Origin of the sequence: Methylibium rhizosphaerae, from assembly GCF_006386545.1 — a bacterium.
Lineage (GTDB): Bacteria > Pseudomonadota > Gammaproteobacteria > Burkholderiales > Burkholderiaceae_C > Pseudorivibacter > Pseudorivibacter rhizosphaerae.
The window spans coordinates 1-606 of the sequence record NZ_SWAR01000188.1 but is presented as its reverse complement, the minus strand read 5'-3'; the positions used below and the strand labels follow the sequence as shown (position 1 = coordinate 606).

The window sequence follows — 606 nt, the reverse complement described above, 5'->3', positions numbered from 1 at the left end:
CCACGGCACGCAAGCACCCGAGCTTCCGTGAGCCCAGCGGCGCGGCCCTTGCTGCGTCGTTGCCGACATGTGCGCGCCAGAGCAGCACTCAGGCGCCCTGCGCCGGACGCGAAGCTCTATCGAGGCCCCACGGCGCGGTCGAGGTCGGCGCTCGACCATTCATCGGAGTACGGACTCGCGCGGGGAAGCTCGCTCGCGGCGGGCATGCACGCTACGACGACATTGCTGGCCGCCCACTGGCGCTGCAGCACCTCCACCGCGCACCGGCCCAGCTCCTGCTCGATGGTGGCCAGCACGTTGCGCGCGAACGCGCTGCGCAAAGCCGGGTCCAGCACCAGGTTCGCCAGCACCACGCCGTCGCCGGACAGCACCCGCCTCGTGGCGCGCCAGAACTCGGCCGTGAGCAGGTGCCCCGGGACCGCGTTCGATGAGGTGTAGACGTCCACGACGACGGCGTCGAAGCGCTCCCGCGTTGTCGCCACAAACCGGCGTGCGTCCTCGGCGACAAAGCGGCCGTTGATCGGCCCCCGAATGAACTGTCGCTCGGCCACGAACCGGATGTGCGGATCGATGTCGACGTAGGTGTAGCGATTGCTGGCGTCGCCC

General features: G+C 70.1%; 1 protein-coding gene. It reads right to left on the bottom strand.

All coding sequences use genetic code 11. From position 1 onward, the window contains the following. Window positions 1-116 precede the first annotated feature (116 nt). A partial coding sequence (locus tag E8D38_RS28570; RefSeq protein WP_181179599.1) for a spermidine synthase occupies window positions 117-606 on the bottom strand: 490 nt, incomplete at its 5' end.